Below are 20,003 nucleotides of genomic sequence, written 5' to 3'. Positions count from 1 at the left end.
GGAACAAGCCAGCCAGTCCATCGCTGCTTACATCCACGGCTTCTACAATCCAGCCCGGCTACACTCGGCGCTGGGCTACCATTCGCCTAACAACTACGCCCGGCAGCTCAGGACTGCCGCCTGAAACGGCTTCATGGCGTCCGTTTTCAGGGAGCCAGATCAGGAACCCCCATGCCAACCAAGGTTGGCAGCTACCAGGGGCAGGCTGCCTGCAGTAGATCCACGCCATGCGTGGATGCCCCCCGCGCTGGAACCCCGATGCCAACGAAGGTTGGCAGCTACCAAAGGCAGGCTGTCTGCAGTAGATCCACGCCATGCGTGGATGCCCCCGCGCCGGAACTCCGATGCCAACCAAGGTTGGCAGCTACCAAGGGCAGGCTGCCGACAGTTGATCCACGCCATGCCTGGATGCTCCCGCGTTGGAACCCCGATGCCAACCAAGGTTGGCAGCTACCGAGGGCAGGCTGCCGGCAGTAGATCCACGCCATGCGTGGATACCGTGCGCCCGCTGTCGTGCACCCAGCGCAAAGAAAAAGGGACGGCGCCCTGCGGGCGCCGTCCCTGCCAGAACATCAGTGTGAACCGCTGATCAGTCTGCCATCGCCGTCTCGCGCTGGCGGAACACCGAAACCGCCTGGTTCAATGCACCGGCCTGTGACTCCAGTTCGCGTGCGGCGGCGGTGGCTTCTTCCACCAGCGCCGCGTTCTGCTGGGTCGCCTGGTCCATCTGCACCACGGTCTGGTTGATCTGTTCAATACCGCTGGACTGCTCCTGCGATGCCGTCGATATCTCGTGCATCAGGTGGCTGACGTCCTCCACGCCGCCGACAATCACACGCATGCGCTGGCCAGCGTCGATGACCAGCTGCGCGCCGTCGCTTACCCGGTGCCCGGCCTCGTCGATCAAGCCCTTGATCTCCTGCGCCGCCGCCGCCGATCGCTGGGCCAGCACGCGCACTTCGCTGGCTACCACCGCGAAGCCGCGGCCCTGTTCACCGGCACGCGCTGCTTCGACCGCGGCGTTGAGCGCCAGGATATTGGTCTGGAAGGCAATGCCGTCGATCACGCCAGTAATATCGCCGATCCGCCTGGAAGCGACCTCGATGGCCTGCATGGTGTCGATCACCCGCTGCATCGCTTGATTGCCGTCGTTCGCTGCGCTCTGGGTGGAGCCTGCCAGCTCGCTGGCCTGTCGGGCATGCGCCGCGTTCTGGCGTACGGTCGCGGTCAGCTCCTCCATGGATGCTGCCGTTTCCTGCAGATGTGCGGCCTGGCGCTCGCTGCGCTCGGACAGCGCACCGTTGCCGGCGGCGATCTCGCTGGCTGCGGTGCTGATGGCCGACGCACACTGCTGGATGTGACCGACCATGGTTGAGAGCTGGCCGGCGGTGACATTGGCGTCGCGCTGGATGGCGGCGAATGCACCGTGGTACTCCCCGTGCATGCGCCGATCGAGGTCGCCGCTGGCCATGGCCGCGAGCATCTGTCGTACTTCATCGACCGTGTTGCCCAGCGTGTCCAGCAGTGTATTGATGCCGCCGGTCAGGCCTTCCAGGAAGCCGGCGCCCTCGCTGGCCTGCAGCCGCTGTTGCAGATCGCCATGTGCAGCGGCATCGACAATGCCGGCCACGGCGTTCTCCAGCACCAGCTCCTGGGTACGGTCGTGCCATTCCACGGCGAAGCCAAGGCGCACGCCCTGCGCGTCGAATACGGGAGTGACCACCTGGGCAAAGTGCACCGGGCCGATCTGTATCTTGCCGTTGTGGGTCACCTGCAGGTTGTTGAGGATGCCGCGGATGCGCTCGGGATTGGCGTGGAAACGATGGATGCTGCTGCCGACCAGGCGTTCGGCATCGAAGTCGGGGAAGGCCTGGCGCAGGTTGGCCTGCTGGTTGCGCAGCAGCGCAACCACGGATCGATTGACGTAGCGGATCACGTGATCGTTGTCGGCGATCATCATTGCCGTCCGCGAAACATCCAGGGCCAGGCGGATCTGCGCATTCTCGCCGTGGCTGTCCAGCTCGCGGGCGCGCTGCGCCTGGACGTGGCGGGCGGTGCTGGCCAGGGCATGCGCCAGCGAACCGGGCGCGTGCCCGGCAGGGTCGGTGTGCTGGCCAAGGTCGGCACCGGTGGCGATATCGCGCGCGAGGGCGGCCAGCCTGCGTGGCCCTTGGCCAAGGGCCTGGCTCTGCTCCCGCAGGCGCAGGGCGGTCTGGCCGAGCAGCACGGCCAGCGCCGCCAGCGCCGCCGCATTGAGCAGCGGCTCGCGCAGCCCTTCGCCCTGCATCAACGGCACCAATGCCGCCAGTACGCCGACGCTGCCGGCCAGCCACAGCGGCAACCGATCGCGATGTCCAAGCAGGGCACCGAGCAACAGTGCAAGCGGCAGGACGGCATTGACTGCGCCGATCCGGCAGAGCAGTGCCAACTGCAATGCCAGCAGCACGGCCAGGCCATTGCGCGCCAGCGGCTGCCCGGCCAACCGCAGACCGAGCCAGGTGGCTGGCAGCGCGGCGGCGGCGACCACGGCGGCTGCCGCTGGCGCGGTACTGCCGATGGCAAGTACCAGACCCAGTGCCGCCAGGCCGACACTGCACAGCAGCAGGCGGCGGTCGCCGCGCTGTGCCAGTTGCTGCAGATAGGGAAGGCGGCCCGGATCGGGCGGACGTGAGGCGACAAGGGACATCGGAAACTCCTGGATCAACGAACGACAACGGCCACGCCGCGCTGCCTGCGGAATGCATGGCAACGGCATGGACGGGAAATGCGTGGGAATGCGCTGCCGGCGGCGGCGCGAGGGACAGGCACCGTGGCCACATCCTGTGGATGACGGAGCAGCAGACGGGACATGCGCGCTTCCTTGCAGAACCAAGAACGAACCGCAGGCATGGTGCGCCCGCAAGCTGCGGGCGCAGGGGCCCGCTACCGTTCTATCGGCCGCGCGGCTGCAGAGTGAAGTGCGCGCGCCAGCGTCTGCTCAGCTGGCGTTGACGCTTCCGTTGAGGAATGCATCGATCACTGCTGCGATCTGCGCGGGATGTTCCATGTGCAGATGATGATTGCCGGGGAACACCGCCAGGCGGCCATCGCGAAGATGCTGCAGGCGTTGGCTGCGCATTGGTTCGGGATAGTAGGACTGCGCGGGAGTGGCGTAGATCACCTGGGTCGGGCAGGCGATGGCCTGCAGCAGGTTGTTGATCTGCCTCTCGCTGAGGCGGATCGCTGTGGGAAGCATCAGGCGCGGGTCGCTGCACCAGCGGTAACCGCCCTCGACCGGCTCCACGCCGCGCTCGACCAGCAGGCGTGCGCAGCCTTCGCTGAGCTGGTTGGTCATCATCCGCGCGCGGACAGGTGCGGCCAGATCGGGGAATACCCGCAGCGGCCTGCGCCCGAGCGCCCGCGTGGCCTGGACGTGCTCGCGCAGGCGGCTGGCGGTTTCCTCTTCCGGCCCGCGCAGGCCGCCGAGCGCTTCGATGGCGACCAGCCGTTCGACACGATCGCTGACCGCCGCGGTGAGGCTGGCGATGCCGGCGCCCATCGAATGGCCGATCAGGGTGAAGCGATCCCAGCCGAGCGCGTCGGCGACATCGAGCACGTGGGTGATCGCCGCCGGCGTGGTGTAGACCGCGCCACTGGGCAGGTGCGCGCTGTGGCCATGTCCGGGCAGGTCGATCGCCACCAGCTCCAGCTGCGGCAGATGCGGCGCCAGCGGTACGAAGCTGGCCGCATTGTCGAGCCAGCCGTGCAGGGCAAGCACGCGCGGACCCGTGCCTGCCTGGCGCAGCCCGGCAACGCGGGCACCGGCAACCTGCAGTTCAAACGGCTGCAGGCTCATGCCAGCGAAGCCACTGCCAGACGTGCCAAGGCACGGGCGTGTTCGGGTTCGGCATTGAGGCAGGGGATGTAGTGCATCTGCGTGCCGCGCTCGGCCAGCGTTTCGGTAAAGCCCATCGCGACCTCTTCCAGTGTCTCCAGGCAGTCGGTGGCGAACCCCGGACAGACCACATCGATCCGCTTCACCCCGGCTTCGGCCAGCGCCCACAGGCTGGGTTCGGCGTAGGGCTGCAGCCAGCGCTCGCGACCGAAGCGCGATTGATATCCCAGCTGCCAGTCATCCGCGCCGAGGCCCAGCGCGCTGGCGATCGCACGTGCGCTGGCTTCGCAGCGCTGCGGATAGGGATCGCCGGCATCGGCCAGGCGCTGCGGAATGCCATGGAAGGAGAACATCAGCTTCTGGCCACGGCCATGCTGCTGCCAGTAGCGCTGGATGGAACCGGCCACGGCGGCGACCCAGTCCGGATCGATCGAATAGTCCTGGACCAGGCTGACCGTGACCTGCGGATGCCTGCGCTGCCACGCGTCCACGCGGTCTTCTATCGAGGCGGTGGTGGTGGTCGAGTACTGCGGATACAGCGGCAGCACCACGATGCGGCGCGCGCCCTCGGCCGCCAGCCGATCCAGCTCGGCACTCAGCGCGGGCTGGCCGTAGCGCATGGCATGGCGCACGCGCAGCGTCGGCAGCAGTGTCTGCATGGCCTGCGCCAAGCGCCGGGTATGGACCATCAGGGGTGACCCTTCCGGTAGCCATACCTGCGCGTACTTGGCAGCGGAGCGGCCACTGCGCAGGGGCAGGATCAGCCCGCGCAGCAAAGGCTGCCACAGCAGTGCCGGGATCGAGACCACGCGCGGGTCGGAGAGGAATTCGGCCAGGTAACGACGTACGGCGGGAGCCGTCGGCGTCTCGGGCGTGCCTAGGTTGACCGCCAATACGGCGGTGTCGGGTGCGTCGAGCATGGGCGCTATTGTCGCCGATTCCATCGCCGCCCCGGTATGCAGCGTTCGGATCGATGTCATCGATGAGGTCAATGTGAGCAGCCAACGCTCATTGGAGATTCATGACAACACTACTAATTTCAGTCACTTGCTATATCTTCCTATGGACTGACTTCTGGAGCCTGCCATGCGTCGCCCGATCCAAGCCCTGCTGATCGCCGCCAGCCTGCTGTCCAGCCAGGCCATGGCCGGACCGCAGGAAGACCAGCGCGCCCGCAATGCGGTGCGTGTACTGGCTGAAATCCAGGAAATCCCTGAACAGGGCATTCCGGACAAGTTGCTCGACGAAGGCCGCGCGGTCATCGTCATTCCCGACACGATCAAGGCCGGACTGGTCATTGGCGGACGCCGTGGCCATGGCCTGATGTCAGTGCGGATGCCCAATGGCGCCTGGTCCAACCCGGTGTTCATCAAACTGACCGGCGGCAGCATCGGCTTCCAGGCCGGTGTGCAGTCGTCCGATGTGGTGCTGGTGTTCCGCAACGACCGCAGCCTGGACAATCTGGTCAACGGCAAGTTCACCCTCGGTGCCGATGCCGGTGTTGCCGCAGGCCCGGTCGGTCGCAACGCTGCCGCCGCCACCGACGGCCAGTTGAAGGCCGAGATCTGGTCGTGGTCGCGTGCCCGCGGCCTGTTCGCCGGCGTCGCCCTGGACGGCGCGATCCTGCAGATCGACGACTCCGCCAACCTGGATGCCTACGGCACCAACACTACTCCGCGCATGATCTTCGAAGGCCGCGCCGCCGGTTCGCCGTCGATGGATGTGGTGGCCTTCCGTGATCGTCTGGAAGAGGCGACCTACGCGGCGCGCAACAACCGCAACGGTGGCACTGCCGCGCCGCGACCGGCCGCAGCATCCGCCCCGGCGCCGGCGCCGGCGCCTGTTCAGGCGGCACCGGCGGCACCGGCCGAAGCGACCACCGCGCCGCTGCAGGCTGTTCCGCAGACCCCGCCGCCGGCCCAGCAGGGTTTCCAGCCGGTCAACGACGGCGAAATCCGCACTGAAACGCTGGGCAACAACTGACTTTCGTCACGCGCGCCGGCTTACAGCCGGTGCGCTATGCTCGACACTCTGATCACTAACGCAACGAGCGACTTATGGGCAGTTTCAGCATCTGGCATTGGTTGGTCGTGCTCGCCATCGTCCTGCTGGTGTTCGGCACCAAGCGCCTGACCAGCGGTGCCAAGGATCTCGGCTCGGCGGTCAAGGAATTCAAGAAGGGCATGCACGACGAGGACAAGTCGAAGCCGCAGCTGGGCGACGAGTCGCGCAGCCAGGACGCCTCGCGCACCGCGCAGGACGAGCACGACCGCAACGCACGTTGATCCGGAGCGGTTGCGGTGTTTGATATCGGCTTCAGCGAACTGCTGGTGATCGCCGTGGTCGCCCTGGTGGTGCTCGGCCCCGAGCGTCTGCCCAAGGCGGCACGCTTTGCCGGGCTGTGGGTGCGCCGCGCGCGCAACCAATGGGATTCGGTCAAGCAGGAACTGGAACGCGAACTCCAGGCCGAGGACATCAAGCGGCAGATGCAGGACGTGCGCCAGGGCATGCAGGACACCGAAAACCAGCTGCGTGCCAGCGGTGAGGCGGTACGCCGCGAGGCCGAGCAGATGCAGCAGCACAGCGATGCGCTGGCGCAGCAGGTTCGCGCGCCGGCGCCAGCGGACCAACCGCCACACCTGGCCGACGCGGCTGTGCCTTCGGCGCCGGAGGCTGATCCACTCGCGCCCACCGCAACCCAGTCCGAGGGCGATCCCGCCCCTGGAGCCCCGGCCGACGTGCCTGCCACCACGGAGCACCGGCCATGAGCGAGCACGACTTTGGCGAAAGCTCGCTGGTTGAACACCTGGTTGAGCTGCGCGCACGCCTGGTACGCGCGCTGCTGGGCCTGGGCGTCATCCTGCTGGGGCTGCTGCCCTTCACCCAGAAGCTGTACAATGCGCTGGCCGAACCGCTGGTTTCGCAGCTGCCCAATGGGCAGACGATGATCGCCACCAATCCGGCCGGTGCCTTCTTCGCACCGTTGAAGCTGACGTTCTTCGTTGCTCTGTTCCTGGCGGTGCCGTGGCTGCTGTACCAGCTGTGGGCATTCGTGGCACCGGGTCTGTATGCGCGCGAGAAGCGCCTGGCCGTGCCGTTGCTGGTGTCGTCGGTGGCGCTGTTCTATACCGGCTGTGCGTTCGCCTACTTCCTGGTGCTGCCAGCGGTGTTCCACTTCCTCACCACGTTCAGCCCGGACGTGATCGCGATCACTCCGGATGCGAACGCTTATCTGGATTTCGTGCTGGCGATCTTCTTCGCCTTCGGCGGCAGCTTTGAACTGCCGGTGGCGATGGTGATCCTGGTGCTGCTGGGCTGGGTGACGCCGCAGCAGTTCAAGGAAGGGCGCGGCTATGCGATTGTCGGCATCTTCGTGCTTGCCGCGATCCTGACCCCGCCGGACGTGGTCTCGCAGCTGATGCTGGCCATCCCGATGTGCCTGCTGTACGAGCTTGGCATCCACGCCGCGCGCTGGCTGGTGCCATCGTCGGTGGTCAAGAAGCCTGCGGCCTGATGCCCGGCGTTCGTGGGGCGAGATGACATCCATCCGCCGGGCATGGCCCGGCGCTACCGTTGAGCCCCGCTCAGGCGTGGAAGACGTCGTTGGCCGGTGGGGTGGTCGGCACCGGCGGTGCGCCACGGCTGCCGCGATGCACGAACATCTGCTTCCAGGCGGCATAGACCGCGCCGACATACAACGGCATCAGCACCGTGGTGAACACCAGCTGCGCGATGAAGGCCGCCGCCAGCGGGCCGCCCACCAGCATGCCGAGCTGGACCACGATCACAAACAGCACATACACGCAGAACGCGGCGATCAGGCCGAGCACGGTGAACACCGCGGTGGCGCCGATGTTCTCGATGCAGCCCTGCAGGCTCAGGCGCAGCGCGTGCATGCCGCTCTGGCGGTCGAACACCACCAGTGCCGGCTGGGTGAACATGGCCAGGGTCAAGGCGACGGCGGTGCAGAACACCAGCAGCATCCACAGTGCGATGCGCTGCGCCGGCAGGTTCGCCACCAGTTCGGCAGCGGTTTCCGGGCTGATCTGCTGCCCGCTGCGGCCGAGCTCCTGCATCTTGGTCATGGTGTCGCTGAAGGCGGCGAAGCCTTCGCGGCCGATCATCAGATACAGCAGCGCGCCGAGCAGCAGCACGACCAGCACCTGGATCGCCAGCGGCACCAGCAGGTGGCTGACGCGGCGGTCGCGGATCGGCTGCAGCAGGTGGCTGGCCAGGCCCGGACGGCCCTGGTCGATCTCGCCCATCGCGTAGAGCATGCCGCCGAACATCACCGGTGAAATCACCAGCGTCATCATCTGCAGGGCGAGGCCGGCAGTGCCGGGCAGCATCGTGCCCAGCAGGGTGACCACCCAGTTCACCAGCAGCCAGGTCAGGCCGATCCGGGCCAGCTGCAGCGGCGCACGCCGATACAGCGAGAACGTATCCAGCAACCACTGGGCGCCCGCCGAGGCTGGCAGCTTGCGAATCTCTTTCATGGACATCCGGGGAGGGACAGGAGGGGCCGGGCGGCTGCCCGTGGCGCCGATTATCCCTGTTTTACCGTCGGCTGGGCTGAAGATGACGACAGCCGCGCCTGGCGGACAAAACGGCGCAACAGCTGGCGCGCCAACGGTGCAGCGCTGACCGCGCGTTCGATGCTGCGCGCGCAGCCGCCATGGCGGCCGATGCAGTCGGCGCGGGCGCGCACGTAGCCGCGCATGTGGCGGGTGGCGAACTCGGGATGGAACTGCACGCCCCAGGCCTGGCGGCCCCAGCGGAAGGCATGGCACCCATCCAGCGGCGAGCGCGCCAGCACGGCGGCCCCTTCGGGCACACGCAGCACGGTCTGCAGATGGGTGGCGTGGGCGGCGAAATGCTGCGGCAGGCCCTGGAACAGCGGGTCCTGTGCAGCCTGCGGGTCCAGTGCCAGCTCGATCGTTCCCGATTCGCGCCCGGCCGGGTTGTAGGCCACTTCGCCGCCCAACGCATGGGCCAGCAGCTGGTGGCCGTAGCAGATGCCGAACACCGGCACGTCGTCGTGCGCGGTCTGGCGCAACCAGGCGGCACTGCGCTCGCTCCATTCGGCGTGGTCGGTGACGAAGGCGGCCGAGCCGGTTACCAGTACCCCGGCATACGCACCGGCATCGGGCAGTGCGTCGCCGTGTTCAACGTCGACCACCACCGTTTCGTGCTCTTCCAGGCCCGCCGCGACCCGGATCCAGTGCGGAAAGCGCCCGTAGCGGCGCAGCGAGGGCACCGGGCGGCCGGTTTCAAGGATCAGGAAGGGTGCTGGATTCATCCGGGGGCGGCAGTACTGACAGGACTTCCTCGATTGTAGTCAGCCCCTGGGCCACCTTTTCAAGCCCGGCCTGGCGCAGGGTTCGCAGTCCTTCAGCACGCGCGGCGCGGTGGAAACCGGCCAGATCCATGTCCGCCCGGATCAGTGCGCGCAGGCGCGAACCCAATGGCAGCAACTCATACAGGCCGATGCGGCCCAGGAATCCGGTACGCCGGCACTCCAGGCAACCCACCGGCCGACAGGGCGTGGCGGCATCTGGATATGCAGCTTGGCTATCAGCCAGCACGGCCCAATCGGTCCTTTCCAGGGTGTGCGGCTGCTTGCAGTGCGGGCACAGGGTGCGCACCAGGCGCTGGGCGAGGATGCCGTTGAGCGTGGATGCCAGCAGGTAATGCGGTACGCCGATGTCGAGCAGGCGGGTGATGGCCGAAGCGGCATCGTTGGTGTGCAGGGTGGACAGCACCAGATGGCCGGTCAACGAAGCCTGCACCGCCATCTGCGCGGTTTCCAGGTCGCGGATCTCACCGATCATGATGATGTCCGGGTCCTGCCGCAGCAGGGTGCGCACGCCGCTGGCGAAGTCCAGGTCGATGTTGGTCTGCACCTGCATCTGGTTGAACTCGGCCGCGATCATTTCGATCGGGTCTTCCACCGTGCACACGTTCACATCGGGCGTGGCCAGCCGCTTCAGCGTGGAATACAGGGTGGTGGTCTTGCCCGAGCCGGTGGGGCCGGTGACCAGCACGATGCCGTGCGGGCGTTCCACCAGCGCGGTCCAGCCGGCTGCTTCCTGCGGGCTGAAACCGAGCTGGTCGATGCTCTTGAAGGCCGCATCCGGGTCGAAGATGCGCATCACGCATTTCTCGCCGAAGGCGGTGGGCATGGTCGACAGGCGCATTTCCACTTCGCGGCCGCCGGGTGAGCGGGTCTTGATGCGGCCGTCCTGCGGGCGCCGGCGCTCGGCCAGGTCCATGCGCCCGAGCACCTTGATGCGACTGACCACGGCGGTCATCACCGCCGGCGGCACTTCGAACACCTTGTGCAGCACGCCGTCGATGCGGAAGCGCATGCGCCCCATCTCGCGGCGCGGCTCCAGGTGGATGTCCGAGGCGCGCTGTTCATAGGCGTACTGCAGCAGCCAGTCGACGATGTGCACGATGTGCTGGTCGTCGGCATTGACGTCGCCGGCACGGCCCAGTTCCACCAGCTGTTCGAAGCTGGGCAGGGTAGTACTGGTCTCGCCGCGTACGTCGCCGCGGGCGCCACGTACCGACCGGGTGACGCCGTAGAACTCCATCGTGTAGCGGTGCAGGTCCAGCGGATTGACCACCGCCAGCTCGATGCGACGACGCGTCAGGTGCTGCAGGTCACGCAGCCATTCCTGGGCCAGCGGTTCGCTGGTGGCCACCAGCACACGCTCGGCGTCCACCGCCAGCGGCAGGAAGCGGTGGCGGCGTGCATAGGCATGCGAAGCCACGGCGGTGACCGAGGCGACGTCGACCCGGGTCGGATCGATGCGCAGGTAGCGGCTGCCGGTGTGCCGGGCCAGCCATTCGGTCAGGCGTTCCAGGGTGAGATCGCCGCCCTCGCTGGCCGCCAGCTTGAGGTTGGACAGCAGCACCAGCGGGTGCACTTCGCTGGCATTGCGCGCGCCCTGCGCGGAAAAACGCATGCGCTCGCGCTCGTGCGCGGCGACCACGCCATCGGCCAGCAACGCGGCAGCCACCTGTTCGAACTGCAGGCGACCGGGCGGCAGTGGTGCCGCGCCTGGCTCGCCGGGCGTGCCTGCCGGCAGCCGGTGTTCCATCTGCCTGCTCCTTCCGGGTACGGAATGCCCCGCAGGTCGGCCGTTATACTAGCGCACCCCTCTGCCGGCCAAGACTCGTCCGCATGTCCGCGACCCCGACCGTTCCGATCACCTTCCAGGGCCTGATCCAGACCCTGAACCAGTTCTGGGCCCAGCAGGGCTGCGTGCTCATCCAGCCGCTCGACCTGGAGGTCGGCGCCGGTACGTTCCACCCGGCCACCTTCCTGCGCGCGATCGGTCCGGAAACCTGGAACGCGGCCTACGTGCAGCCGTCGCGGCGCCCCACCGATGGCCGTTACGGCGAGAACCCCAACCGCCTGCAGCGCTACTACCAGTACCAGGTGGCGATGAAGCCGGCGCCGGACAACATCCAGCAGCTGTACCTGGATTCGCTGAAGGCGGTGGGCATCGATCCGCTGGTGCACGACCTGCGCTTTGTCGAGGACAACTGGGAATCGCCGACCCTGGGCGCCTGGGGACTGGGCTGGGAAGTCTGGCTCAACGGCATGGAGGTGACCCAGTTCACCTACTTCCAGCAGGCCGGTGGCCTGGAGTGCCGGCCGGTGCTGGGCGAGATCACCTATGGTCTCGAGCGCCTGTGCATGTACCTGCAGAACTGCGACAACGTCTATGACCTGGTCTGGACCTACGGTCCGGACGGGCAGCCGGTGACCTACGGCGATGTGTACCACCAGAACGAGGTGGAGCAGAGCACCTACAACTTCGAATATGCCGATGTGGAAGAAATGTTCCACCGCTTCGATGCCTGCGAGCGTGAAGCGCAGAAGCTGGTGGAAGTGAACCTGCCGCTGCCGGCCTACGAACAGGTGATGAAGGCCAGCCACACCTTCAACCTGCTTGATGCGCGCCGTGCGATCAGCGTGACCGAACGCCAGCGCTACATCCTGCGCGTGCGTGCGCTGGCCCAGGCAGTGGCCAAGGCCTATTACGAGCAGCGCGAGAAGCTGGGCTTCCCGGGCGCGAAGAAGGCCTGAGGGCCGCTCTTTCCCACAACTTCAAGGGTGCTGGCCGCGTCGCGCGCTGCGCCCCACCATAGGATTGAACCGATGAGCCATTTGTCCCCCCTGCTGATCGAACTGGGCACCGAAGAGTTGCCGGTCAAGGCCCTGCCGGGCCTGGCCCAGGCCTTCTTCGACGGCGTTGTCGACGGCCTGCGCAAGCGTGGCGTTGCCGTGGAGCTAGGCGATGCCCGACCGCTGTCGACCCCGCGCCGCCTGGCCGTGCTGCTGCCGGGCGTGGGCCTGGAACAGCCCGAACAGCACAGCGAAGTGCTGGGTCCGTACCTGAACATCGCACTGGACGCCGAAGGCCAGCCGACCAAGGCCCTGCAGGGCTTCGCGGCCAAGGCCGGGATCGACTGGAGCGCGCTGGAGAAGACCACCGACAACAAGGGTGAGCGCTTCGTGCACCGCGCGGTGACCCCGGGTGCGCGCACCGCCGCGCTGCTGCCGGAGATCCTGCGCGAGGCCATCGCCGGCATGCCCATTCCCAAGCCGATGCGCTGGGGCGACCACAGCTGGGGCTTTGCGCGCCCGGTGCATTGGCTGGTGCTGCTGCACGGCGGTGATGTGGTCGAGGCCGAGCTGTTCGGCCTGAAAGCCGACCGCATGAGCCGTGGCCACCGCTTCCTGCATGACAAGACCGTGTGGCTGACCCAGCCGCAGGATTACGTCGAATCGCTGCGCGCGGCCTTCGTCCTGGTCGATCCGGCCGAGCGCCGCTCGCGCATCGTTGCCGAAGTCGAAGCAGCCGCCGGCAAGGCCGGTGGCAGTGCGCGCATCACCGCGGACAACCTGGAGCAGGTGGTGAACCTGGTTGAATGGCCGTCGGCGGTGCTGTGCAGCTTCGAGCGCGCGTTCCTGGCAGTACCGCAGGAAGCGCTGATCGAGACCATGGAGATCAACCAGAAGTTCTTCCCGGTGCTGGATGACGGCGGCAAGCTGACCGAGAAGTTCATCGGCATCGCCAACATCGAATCGAAGGACGTGGCCGAAGTGGCCAAGGGCTACGAGCGGGTGATCCGTCCGCGTTTTGCCGATGCCAAGTTCTTCTTCGACGAGGACCTGAAGCAAGGCCTTGAGGCCATGGGCGAAGGCCTGAAGACGGTGACCTACCAGGCCAAGCTGGGCAGCGTGGCCGACAAGGTGGTGCGCGTAGCGGCGCTGGCCGAGGTGATCGCCGCGCAGGTCGGTGCCGATCCGGTACTGGCCAAGCGTGCCGCGCAGCTGGCCAAGAACGACCTGCAGTCGCGCATGGTCAATGAATTCCCGGAACTGCAGGGCATCGCCGGCCGCCACTATGCCGTGGTCGGCGGCGAGTCGCCGGAGGTGGCACTGGCCATCGACGAGGCTTACCAGCCGCGCTTCGGTGGCGACGACATCGCACTGTCGGCGCTGGGCAAGGTGCTGGCGATTGCTGAACGCGTGGACACCCTGGCCGGTGGTTTCGCCGCGGGCCTGAAGCCGACCGGCAACAAGGACCCGTTCGCCCTGCGCCGCAACGCGCTGGGCCTGGCCCGCACGATCATCGAGAGCGGTTTCGAGCTGGACCTGCGCGCGCTGCTGACCAGCGCCAACGCCGGCCTGGCTGCGCGCAACGTGCAGGCTGACGTGGGTGAGCTGTACGACTTCGTCCTCGATCGCCTGAAGGGCTACTACAGCGACAAGGGTGTGCCGGCCAGCCACTTCAACGCGGTGGCTGAGCTGAAGCCGGCCTCGTTGTATGACTTCGACCGCCGCCTTGAAGCGATCGGTACGTTTGCCGCGCTGCCGGAGGCCGAGGCCCTGGCTGCGGCCAACAAGCGCATCCGCAATATCCTGCGCAAGGCCGAGGGCGCCATTCCGGGCCAGATCGACACGTCGCTGCTGCAGGAAGATGCCGAACGCGCGCTGGCTGAGGCGGTGACCGCGGCCATCGACGATACCGGTGCCAGCCTGCACCAGAAGGACTACGTGGCCGTGCTGGCACGGCTGGCCCGCCTGCGTCCGCAGGTGGATGCGTTCTTCGACGCGGTGATGGTCAACGCCGAGGATCCGGCCCTGCGCGGCAACCGCCTGGCCCTGCTGACGATGCTGGGCGAGCGGCTGGGCAAGGTGGCAGCGATCGAGCATCTGTCGAGCTGATCACCCACCGCAGGTAGCGCCGGGCATGAGCCGGCGCTACCGGCGGATGTCCATCGGGGTCATCACCAGCATCAGGACGCTGGCGACATCCTGCGTGATGAATCACGACGATCGCCACAAAGGCGCGTTTTTTGACTGCCACTTAACAACCGATCCCCAATGACGTGATGCATTTCGCATCGTCACCTCCGGTCGGTATGCTGTGCCGCATGCAGCCAACGAAATACGCCCTGCCCCTGATGTTCCTCTCGCTTGCCGCCACCTCCGTGGCCCATGCGCGCGGCACCATCGACAAGGTGGACATCAAGGGATTGGACAAGGGCGACGACGCCGCGATCATCGAGAATATCCAGGAATCGCTGTCGTTGTACGACACCATCGGCAAGGAACAGGGTGAATCACGCCTGGAGTACCTGTTGTCGCAGGCCGAGCGGCAGACCCGCCAGGCGCTGGAACCGTTCGGGTACTACAACCCGGTGATCAAGGTCGAGGCGCCGCGCCAGGACGAGCACGTGACCGTGCAGATCCACGTGGACAAGGGCGAGCCGGTGCGGGTGCGCCGCGAGCACATCGACATCACCGGCCCTGCCATGTACGACCAGTACCTGCAGGACGACCTGACCACGTTCAAGCCACGCAAGGGCCAGCGGTTCGAGCACACCCAGTACGAGGCCAGCAAGATCACCGTGACCCGGCGCCTGGCGGAGCGCGGTTACTTCGACGCCGACTACACCCAGCGCCAGGTGCAGATCACCCGCGCCGAAAACGCGGCCGACATCGACCTGACCTGGGACAGCGGCCGCCGCTACAACATGGGGCCGGTGACCTTCGAACAGAACTACTTCGACGACAAGCTGTTCGATCCGCTGGTGTACTGGGACCAGGGCAGCTACTTCCACGAAGGCAAGCTGGATCGGTTGCGCGAGTCGCTGACCAAGCTGGACTACTTCAGCGTGATCGACATCCAGCCGCGCCCGGACCAGGCCGACGGCGACGGCGAAGTGCCGGTCGATGTGAAGCTGACCCGGGCCAAGCGCAGCATCTATTCCTACGGCCTGAGCTACGGCAGCGAAAGTGGCGCCGGTGTGCGTGGTGGCCTTGAGCGGCGCTATCTCAACAGCCGCGGCCACAAGATGAACACCCAGCTGGACTATGCGCAGAAGCGCAAGAGCCTGATCACCAGCTACCGCATTCCCGCCTTCACCTGGCTCGATGGCTGGTACACCTTCGCCGCCAGCGCCTACGACGAGCAGACCGATTACATCGACCTGCGCAACTTCAAGCTGATCGCCAGCCGCAGCGGCGAGATCAACGAGAACTGGACCGCGATCGCTTCGGTCAACGCGCTGCGCGAGCGCTGGCGCTATGCCTCGGGCACCGAGTTCACCGATGCGATCTACAGCACGTCCACGCTGCTCTACCCGCAGATCGTGGCCGACTACGTGAACGTGGACGACGAGCTGTTCCCGCGCAAGGGCATCAGCGGCACGGCGACCGTGCGTGCCGGCGTGGAAGGCGTGGGCTCGGACACCAGCTTCGTGCAGGCCAATGCCGTGCTGCGCTGGTACATCCCGGTGGGGCCGACCAACCGCCTGATCCTGCGCGGCGAAGGTGGCACGACCTGGACCAGCGATCTGGTGGCGATGCCACCCAGCCTGCGCTACTTCGCCGGTGGCGATCGCAGCATCCGCGGCTATGCCTACCGTGAGGTAGGGCCACGCACGCCCAAACCCGACAAGTACGCGCTCGGTGCCAAGCATCTGGTGGTCGGTTCGGCCGAGTACGAGCACTACTTCAACGGCGGTCCGTGGGGTGCAGCGGTGTTCGTGGATACCGGCAGCGCCTTCGACACCAACATCGACCTGCATACCGGTGTCGGCTTCGGCGTGCGCTGGAAGTCGCCGGTGGGCCCGGTGCGGGTGGACATCGCGCACGGCCTGAACAACCCTGATTCGCAGTTCCAGCTGTACCTCAACATCGGAGCGGACCTGTGAGCACGCCCGCACCGACCCCGTCGCCGAACACGCCGCCGCGCGTGCGCTTCTACCGCCGTCGCCGCTTCTGGGCATGGTCCGGCGTGGGGGTGATCGGCCTTGTGCTGGTTGCGTTGCTGGCGGTGTACTGGTTGCTGCAGACCGTGGCCGGCCGCGATGTGCTGCTGGCGCAGGTGGTGGCACGCCTGCCGGTCGGCGCCAGCTTCACCTGGGACAAGGTGGACGGTCCGGTCGCCGGGCCGCTCACCCTGTACAACGTCGACTTCCGCTACGACGACATCCATTTCCATGCCGAGCGCGCGCACCTGGAGCCGGACCTGCGCCCGCTGCTGGGCCGCAAGCTGCTGCTGGACAAGCTGGAACTGACCAACGCGACGCTGAACCTGGCCAAGAGTGATGAGCCGTTCAAGCTGCCATCGTGGCCCGATTCGCTGCCGCAGATCGAAATGCCGCTGGCGATCCAGGCCGACGTCATCGCCATCGATGGCTTCCGCATCAGCCAGGCCAACGAGCCGTTGATCGACATCCGCCGCGTTCGCGGTGGCATCGAGATCGCCAACGGTGAATTCCAGGCGCGCAAGCTGGTGGTGGACAGCGACATGGGCGATTTCACCGCCCAGGGGCGCTATATCCCGGCCAAGGATTACGACACCGACGTCACCGTTACCGCCGTGCTGCCGGCGCCGCGCGGGCGTACTGCGGCCACGGTGGGCCTGGTTGCACGGGGCAACCTGGCGCACATGGAAGTAGGGGTGGCTGGACGGGCGCCGAAACCGCTGCGCGCGATGCTGGTGTTCGACGGCCGTACCGACCCGACCTGGACGGTCACCGCGCACAGCGACGAGCTGGACCTGGCGCTGTTGTCGCCGGCGCTGGCGACGTCGGCGATCGCGCCGCTGGCGTTGGAATTCAGCGCCTCGGGCAAGGGTGGCAACGCCAACCTGCATGGCAGGGTGAAGCAGGGCGAGCAGGAACTGGAACTGGCGCCTTCGATGATCTCACTGCAGGACCAGGTGTTGAAGGTCTCGCCGCTGGTGGTCAGGGGCCTGGGCGGCGAAGCACGCCTGCAGGGTACTGCCGACTTCAGCCAGGAAGACCAGCAGAAGCTGAATTTCTCGGTGATCGCGCAGGACCTGACCTGGGTGCCCGCCCCCGACCCGAATACCGCCGGCAGTTCGCCGGTGCCGGTGACGCTGAAGGAAGCGCGCTTCGGCCTGGCCGGTACGTTGAAGGCGTGGGCGGCGATCGGCCGCGCCGATGTCGAGCGCGAAAAACAGAAAGCGCAGCTGCGCTTCGACGTGCGTGGCAATGACCAGGCCGCTGAGATCCGCGAGCTGCAGGCGCAGACGCCCGGCGGGCAGCTGCAGGTGGAAGGCAAGGTGGCCTGGGCCCCGCAGCTGGACTGGGATGCGAAGGCCACGCTGAAGGATTTCGACCCCGGCTACTTCGCGCCGGGCTGGGACGGACGCCTGTCCGGCAATCTGGCTTCCAAGGGCCGCCTGCTGCCGCCGCCGGCCAATGCGCCGCCGGGCACTGCCGGCGTACTGGAAGCTACGGTCGACCTGCCGTCGTTGAAGGGCACGCTGCGCCAGCGCAACGTGGATGCGCAGGGCAAGTTCGCATTGCAGGGCGAGCAGGGCCAGGGTGAATTGAAACTGGCCGTGGGCAGCAGCCGTGTGACCGCTTCGGGCAAGGTCGGTGACCGCCTGGACATCGACGCGCGCTTCGAGCCACTGCAGCTGAGTGACCTGCTGCCTGGCGCCGACGGCGGCCTGCGCGGCCAGGTGCAGGTGAAGGGCCCGCGTGATGCGCCGGACATCACCGCCGATCTGGTCGGCAACAATCTGAACTGGGACGGCTACGGTGCTGAAAGCCTGAGCATCAAGGGCCGCCTGCCGTGGCGTGGCGACAGCGGCACGCTGGCGATCCAGGGCCAGCAGGTCAACGCCGGCATGCTGCTGGAGCGGCTGAACATCGATGCACAGGGCAGCGTTTCAAACCTGCGTCTGGCCGCGCAGACCCGCAACGAGCTGGGCGCGCTGGACCTGCAGGGCAGCGTGCGCCAGCAGGGTGAGCAGTGGCGTGGCGAACTGGCCGCGCTGCGTATCGCGCCGGTGAAGGGGGATGCCTGGGCACTGCGTGCGCCGGCGGCATTCGCCATCAACGGCAGCAACTACACGCTGGGCGAAACCTGCCTGGGCGCCGCCACCGGTGGCGCGCTGTGCGCGCATGCCAACTGGCCGCGCGAAGGCCTGGTGGTGCGCGGCGATGCGTTGCCCTTGGCGCTGGTGCAGCCGTGGCTGCCGCCGCAGTCCGGCCGCCGCATCTACCTGCGTGGCGAGCTCAACATGGACGCGCAGATCCGTCCGCGCGGCAATGCGTGGGAAGGGCATGTGGAAGTGCGCTCGAAGGAAGGCGGCGTGCGCCTGGGCGAGAACCGCAACAGCAGCGTGGGCGCCGATGCCAACCGCGGCGAGCTGGTGCGCTATGACCAGTTCTCGCTGAAGCTGGACATGACCCCGGCCAGCATCAAGGGCTACCTGGGCATGGGCTTCCAGGGCAACGGCTTCGTCGATGCGAAGATGCAGACCGGTTGGGAGCCCAGTGCGCCACTCAACGGTGAGCTCTACCTCAACATGTCGCGGCTGTACTGGCTTGAGCTGTTCTCGCCGGACGTGGTGCGCCCGACCGGCCTGATCGAAGGCCACGTGAGCCTGCGCGGCACCCGCGGCCAGCCCTCGCTGGGCGGCGACGCGCAGCTGAGCAACTTCAAGGGCGAGTTCCCGGCACTGGGGCTGACCTTCGACCAGGGCAAGGGCAGCTTCGTTGCCCAGCCTGACGGTTCGGCCAAGATCACCGCGCAGGCCAACTCGGGCAAGGGCACGCTGTATGTCGACGGTGGCCTGTCCTGGTTCGGTGATGCGCAGCCGCTGCAGCTGAAGATCCACGGCGAGAACGTGCTGCTGTCCAACACCAGCGAACTGCGCATCGTCGCCAACCCCAACCTCGATTTCACCCTGGCCAAGGCGGCGATGGAGCTGCGTGGCGTGGTCCACGTGCCTGAAGCGGACATCGACCTGGAACGACTGGACCGCGGCACTTCGGTATCCGAGGACGTGGTGGTGCTGGACCCGGCCGATCCGGAGGAGTCGCGCACCTCGCCGCTGGACATGGAGCTGACCGTCAGCCTGGGCGACAAGGTGAAGATGACCGGCTTCGGCCTGAAGGGCGCGCTGACCGGGAAGATGCAGGTCTGGGCCAAGCCTGGTCGCGAGATGACCGCCAATGGCGGCCTGGAAGTGAGTGGCCGTTACAAGGCCTATGGCCAGGATCTGACCATCACCCGCGGCAACCTCAACTGGAACTACAACGCGGTGTCCGACCCGCGCATCAACATCCGCGCCGAGCGCCGGATCGGTGATGTCACCGCCGGCATCGATGTAACCGGGCGAGCACAGCAGCCGCGTGCCGATGTCTGGTCCGACCCGGCGATGTCGCAGTCCGAAGCACTGGGCTACCTGGTGCTGGGCCGCAGCCTGACCGGTGCCAGCAGCGACCAGACCCAGCAGGTCAACGCCGCGTCGGCGGCACTGTCGGCCGGCAGCGGCCTGCTGGCTTCGCAGCTGGGCGCCAAGCTCGGCCTGGACGATGCCGGCGTGAGCCAGTCGCGCGCGCTGGGCGGTTCGGTGATCGGTGTGGGCAAGTACATCTCGCCCAAGCTGTACGTGGGCTACGGCGTATCGCTGGTGGGTGCCGGTTCGGTGATCACGCTGAAGTACCTGCTGCGCCGTGGTTTCGATGTGGAAGTGGAATCGAGCACGGTGGAAAACCGCGGTTCGTTGAACTGGCGGCGGGAGAAGTAGAGCCACGCCATGCGTGGCTGCGG

Annotated in this window: 16 protein-coding genes; 10 read left to right on the top strand and 6 right to left on the bottom strand. The window is 67.1% G+C overall.

Going from position 1 to position 20,003, the window contains the following annotated elements:
* Window positions 1-124: IS3 family transposase (locus ACVOLJ_RS15685; RefSeq protein ID WP_481564529.1), on the top strand; the 124-nt coding region annotated here is incomplete at its 5' end.
* Between the two features lie 465 nt (window positions 125-589).
* Here ACVOLJ_RS15685 and ACVOLJ_RS15680 read toward each other — a convergent pair.
* The 3 genes from ACVOLJ_RS15680 to hemH all read right to left on the bottom strand — a co-directional run bounded on the left by ACVOLJ_RS15680 (window position 590) and on the right by hemH (window position 4,794).
* Window positions 590-2,686, bottom strand: coding sequence for a methyl-accepting chemotaxis protein (locus ACVOLJ_RS15680; protein WP_481564528.1), 2,097 nt, complete (start codon window positions 2,684-2,686; stop codon window positions 590-592).
* Between the two features lie 291 nt (window positions 2,687-2,977).
* The gene (locus tag ACVOLJ_RS15675) at window positions 2,978-3,835 is read right to left on the bottom strand and encodes an alpha/beta fold hydrolase (RefSeq protein WP_481564527.1); all 858 of its coding nucleotides are present in this window, start codon (window positions 3,833-3,835) and stop codon (window positions 2,978-2,980) included.
* A complete protein-coding gene (gene hemH / locus ACVOLJ_RS15670) occupies window positions 3,832-4,794 on the bottom strand; it encodes a ferrochelatase (protein ID WP_475280825.1) in 963 nt (320 codons plus the stop codon). Before hemH ends, ACVOLJ_RS15675 begins: the two co-directional genes overlap by 4 nt.
* 166 nt (window positions 4,795-4,960) lie before the next feature.
* Here hemH and ACVOLJ_RS15665 point away from each other — a divergent pair, with 166 nt between their 5' ends.
* The 4 genes from ACVOLJ_RS15665 to tatC all read left to right on the top strand — a co-directional run bounded on the left by ACVOLJ_RS15665 (window position 4,961) and on the right by tatC (window position 7,388).
* Window positions 4,961-5,857 carry a lipid-binding SYLF domain-containing protein gene (locus ACVOLJ_RS15665; protein ID WP_475280667.1) on the top strand — a complete coding sequence of 299 codons (897 nt, stop codon included), beginning with the start codon at window positions 4,961-4,963 and terminating at the stop codon, window positions 5,855-5,857.
* A 74-nt stretch (window positions 5,858-5,931) separates the two neighbouring features.
* Entirely contained in the window at window positions 5,932-6,159 is a 228-nt protein-coding gene (gene tatA / locus ACVOLJ_RS15660) for a Sec-independent protein translocase subunit TatA (RefSeq protein ID WP_475280668.1), read from the top strand.
* A gap of 15 nt (window positions 6,160-6,174) precedes the next feature.
* Window positions 6,175-6,642: a Sec-independent protein translocase protein TatB gene (tatB, locus tag ACVOLJ_RS15655; RefSeq protein ID WP_481564526.1), complete on the top strand. Its 468-nt coding sequence runs from the start codon at window positions 6,175-6,177 to the stop codon at window positions 6,640-6,642.
* Window positions 6,639-7,388 (top strand): twin-arginine translocase subunit TatC, encoded by a 750-nt coding sequence (tatC, locus tag ACVOLJ_RS15650; RefSeq protein ID WP_475280670.1) that lies wholly within the window; start codon window positions 6,639-6,641, stop codon window positions 7,386-7,388. The genes tatB and tatC overlap by 4 nt, the downstream gene beginning before the upstream one ends.
* Window positions 7,389-7,458: 70 nt before the next feature.
* On the opposite strand, the gene ACVOLJ_RS15645 is transcribed toward tatC, so the two are convergent.
* The 3 genes from ACVOLJ_RS15645 to ACVOLJ_RS15635 are packed head-to-tail and all read right to left on the bottom strand — an operon-like array spanning window position 7,459 to window position 10,980.
* Window positions 7,459-8,370, bottom strand: a complete 912-nt coding sequence (locus tag ACVOLJ_RS15645) for a BPSS1780 family membrane protein (RefSeq protein WP_475280671.1) — start codon at window positions 8,368-8,370, stop codon at window positions 7,459-7,461.
* A gap of 50 nt (window positions 8,371-8,420) precedes the next feature.
* Window positions 8,421-9,173, bottom strand: coding sequence for a glutamine amidotransferase (locus ACVOLJ_RS15640; protein ID WP_481564525.1), 753 nt, complete (start codon window positions 9,171-9,173; stop codon window positions 8,421-8,423).
* Window positions 9,145-10,980 carry a GspE/PulE family protein gene (locus tag ACVOLJ_RS15635; RefSeq protein ID WP_153676200.1) on the bottom strand — a complete coding sequence of 612 codons (1,836 nt, stop codon included), beginning with the start codon at window positions 10,978-10,980 and terminating at the stop codon, window positions 9,145-9,147. The genes ACVOLJ_RS15640 and ACVOLJ_RS15635 overlap by 29 nt, the downstream gene beginning before the upstream one ends.
* Window positions 10,981-11,063: 83 nt before the next feature.
* On the opposite strand from ACVOLJ_RS15635, the gene glyQ reads away from it, so the two are divergent.
* The 5 genes from glyQ to ACVOLJ_RS15610 all read left to right on the top strand — a co-directional run bounded on the left by glyQ (window position 11,064) and on the right by ACVOLJ_RS15610 (window position 19,980).
* A complete protein-coding gene (glyQ, locus tag ACVOLJ_RS15630; protein ID WP_025878768.1) occupies window positions 11,064-11,975 on the top strand; it encodes a glycine--tRNA ligase subunit alpha in 912 nt (303 codons plus the stop codon).
* Window positions 11,976-12,047: 72 nt separating this feature from the next.
* Window positions 12,048-14,123: a glycine--tRNA ligase subunit beta gene (glyS, locus tag ACVOLJ_RS15625; protein ID WP_481564524.1), complete on the top strand. Its 2,076-nt coding sequence runs from the start codon at window positions 12,048-12,050 to the stop codon at window positions 14,121-14,123.
* Between the two features lie 25 nt (window positions 14,124-14,148).
* Window positions 14,149-14,286 (top strand): hypothetical protein, encoded by a 138-nt coding sequence (locus ACVOLJ_RS15620; RefSeq protein ID WP_481564523.1) that lies wholly within the window; start codon window positions 14,149-14,151, stop codon window positions 14,284-14,286.
* Between the two features lie 34 nt (window positions 14,287-14,320).
* A complete protein-coding gene (locus ACVOLJ_RS15615) occupies window positions 14,321-16,117 on the top strand; it encodes an autotransporter assembly complex protein TamA (protein ID WP_475280826.1) in 1,797 nt (598 codons plus the stop codon).
* Window positions 16,114-19,980 carry a translocation/assembly module TamB domain-containing protein gene (locus tag ACVOLJ_RS15610; protein WP_481564522.1) on the top strand — a complete coding sequence of 1,289 codons (3,867 nt, stop codon included), beginning with the start codon at window positions 16,114-16,116 and terminating at the stop codon, window positions 19,978-19,980. Before ACVOLJ_RS15615 ends, ACVOLJ_RS15610 begins: the two co-directional genes overlap by 4 nt.
* Window positions 19,981-20,003: the final 23 nt, after the last annotated feature.

The sequence above is a fragment of the Stenotrophomonas sp. STEN046 genome, from assembly GCF_056759755.1.
The sequence above is the reverse complement of the archived record's forward strand: the minus strand, read 5'-3'. Positions and strand labels throughout refer to the sequence as shown.